Genomic DNA, 2,883 nt, shown 5'->3' with positions numbered 1-2,883 from the left:
AGGCCGATGCCCAGGTTGTGGTTGCCGAAGTTGAACAGGCCGTGGTTGAAGTTGCCGTTGTTACCGATCCCCAGACCGGCAAGGTTGCCGATCGGGAACCCGCCGTTGCCGGGTGCGGCGGCGTTGCCGAGTTGGGGGTACGGCAATGTCGGTGAGGGCAATATCGGGTTCTTCAATACCGGCACCCTGAACCTGGGGATCGGCAATGTGAGCCCGAACTTCACCCCGACCGATCCGATCAGCACCTTTGGTGGGTTCGGGATCGGCAACCACGGGCTAGACAATGTCGGGGGCTGGAATAGCGGCAGCCAGAACGTGGGGCTGTTCAACACCGGGATGCTCAACCTCGGGATCGGCAACAGCGGTGTCGGTAATAGTGGGTTGCCGTTAGGTCCGTTGCAGATGTTGGGCATCGGTAATAACGGCAATTACAACCAGGGCCTGTTTTTGACCGGTGACCACCTGATCGGCATCGGGCCGCTGCACATCAATGCCGGTGCCTTGGGCGGGCTTCCGGCCGCGGCCGCGGACCTGGGGGTTAACTACGGTTACGGCAATGTCGGCAATAACAATGTCGGGTTCTTCAATACCGGTGATCTGAATCTGGGCATTCTGAATCAGGGGTTGGGCAACCTTGGTCTTAGCAACATCAGCCCTAACCCGAACAACTTGATGGCGGGCAATATCGGGGCGTTTAACAATGGGCTGGCCAATATTGGTATCGGCAACACCGGCAGCGTCAACTTGGGCTTTGGCAACGTGAGCCCCCACTTTGCTGTCGACCCCGCCAACCCGACCATGGGCAACTTCGGCTTCTTTAACAACGGGCTGGGTAACTTCGGCATCGCCAACACCGGCACCGGCAACGGCGGGTTCCCGATCGGCAACCTTGCCGGTCTGGGGATCGGTAACAACGGCAACTTCAACCACGGCCTGTTCAACTTCGGCAACCACAATCTGGGGATCGGCCTGGTTGGGGACAACCTGATCGGCATCGGACCGCTGAGCATTAGTAGTGCGGCGTTGGGTCAGGTGTTGCCGGGTGCGGCGGCGTTGCCGAGTTGGGGGTACGGCAATGTCGGTGAGGGCAATATCGGGTTCTTCAATACCGGCACCCTGAACCTGGGGATCGGCAATGTGAGCCCGAACTTCACCCCGACCGATCCGATCACGACCTTTGGTGGGTTCGGGATCGGCAACCACGGGCTAGACAATGTCGGGGGCTGGAATAGCGGCAGCCAGAATGTGGGGCTGTTCAACACCGGGATGCTCAACCTGGGCATCGGCAATAGCGGTGTCGGTAATAGTGGGTTGCCGTTAGGTCCGTTGCAGATGTTGGGCATCGGTAATAACGGCAATTACAACCAGGGCCTGTTTTTGACTGGTGACCACCTGATCGGCATCGGGCCGCTGCACATCAGCAGCAGCATGTTGGGTTAGGTACTCCCGACTGCGGCGGCGTTCCCGAGTTGCGGCTGAGTAAACGCTTCGCCTGCCGCGTCACGGCTCCAAACCGCCTGTGGGCGGCGGTCTTCAGTTCGGCGCGACCTTCACTAGTCGTCCGATCAAAATCGCGTCGGGCAGACAAGCGCGCCCGCTAATGCTAGGGCGGGATTGTCTAGCGCAGCGGACACATCCACGAGGTCCGGCCGCCACGCCGCACGCAGGCGGGATAAATCGGAGCTGTTGCGGTCTGCTTCATTGTGCAATCTGCACCTTGTGTTAGCGCAGCTTTATGTGCTTTGCCCTATGAAAGTCGCGGCGTGCATTGAATGCTGACACGAACGACCCTGCGCCCCAACGTTTGCGGCCCGAGCTGGGTGTCGGTGAGTCCAAATCCAAGGAGATGCCACGGTGTTGGTCGCGGTCCCCCACGAGTTGGTTGCGGTGGCTTCGGAGTTGTCGGGAATCGGTTCGGCGATCAACTCTGCCAACGCGACGGCGATGGCATCCACAGCGACGGTATTGCCTGCGGCTGCCGATGAGGTGTCGGCGGCCATCGCGGCGTTGTTCGGTACGCATGCCCGCGACTATCAGGTTGTCAGTGCACGGGTTTCGGCCTTTCATGACCAGTTTGTGCGGTCCTTGGCCGAGGCGGGAGGCGCCTATGGCAGCGCGGAGGCAGCCAATGTCTCACCGTTGCAGGTTGTGGAGCAAGGTGTCCTGAATGTGGTCAACGCGCCCAGTCAAATCCTGACTGGTCGCCCACTGATCGGTCACGGTGCCAATGCCACAACGCCCGGCGGCGCCGGCGGGGCGGGCGGCTGGTTGATCGGCAACGGCGGCAATGGCGCGGCCGGGGCGCCCGGGCAGAACGGCGGGGCCGGCGGTGACGCGGGGCTGTTCGGCGCCGGCGGCAGGGGCGGATCTGGCGGTGTGGGTATGACCGGCACTGGCGGTGCGACGGGCATGCACGGCGGCGACGGTGGGGCCGGCGGGGCCGGCGGAGCCGGTGGCAATGGCGGGATTTTGTGGGGTGCTGGTGGCGCCGGCGGAGCCGGCGGGCTGGGTGGCGCCGGCGGAGCAGGTGGAGCTGGTGCGGCCGGTGTAACAGGGTCCTCCCCGGTCAATGGGGGTGCCGGTGGCAACGGCGGTCTGGGTGGTCAGGGTGGGGCCGGCGGGGCGTCTGGATTGTTCGGCGGTGGCGTGGGCGCCAATGGCAACGGCGGCGCGGGCGGTATCGGCGGTTCGGGCGGCGCGGGCGCCACTATTGCCCAACTAAGCGTCACTGACGGTGGCGCGGGCGGTCACGGCGGAGCTGGCGGCCAGGGCGCTGGCGTGGGCCCGAACGCCGGCAGCGCGGGCATTGGCGGCAACGGCGGCACCGGCGCCACCGGCGGCGCCGGTGGCAACCACACCAACGGCGGTACGGGCGGAACAGGC

2 protein-coding genes are annotated in these 2,883 nt (G+C 64.2%); both read left to right on the top strand.

The genetic code is table 11. The features are described from left to right. Positions 1 to 123: 123 nt before the first annotated feature. Entirely contained in the window at positions 124 to 1,440 is a 1,317-nt protein-coding gene (locus tag A5634_RS15590; RefSeq protein ID WP_172831711.1) for a hypothetical protein, read from the top strand. A gap of 414 nt (positions 1,441 to 1,854) precedes the next feature. Then, positions 1,855 to 2,883 (top strand): PE family protein (locus A5634_RS15585; RefSeq protein WP_155769567.1); only part of this gene is annotated, 1,029 nt, incomplete at its 3' end.

The sequence above is a fragment of the Mycobacterium asiaticum genome (genome assembly GCF_001673365.1).
Taxonomy (GTDB): Bacteria; Actinomycetota; Actinomycetes; order Mycobacteriales; family Mycobacteriaceae; genus Mycobacterium; species Mycobacterium asiaticum_A.
This window is presented reverse-complemented; position numbering and strand designations above follow the sequence as displayed.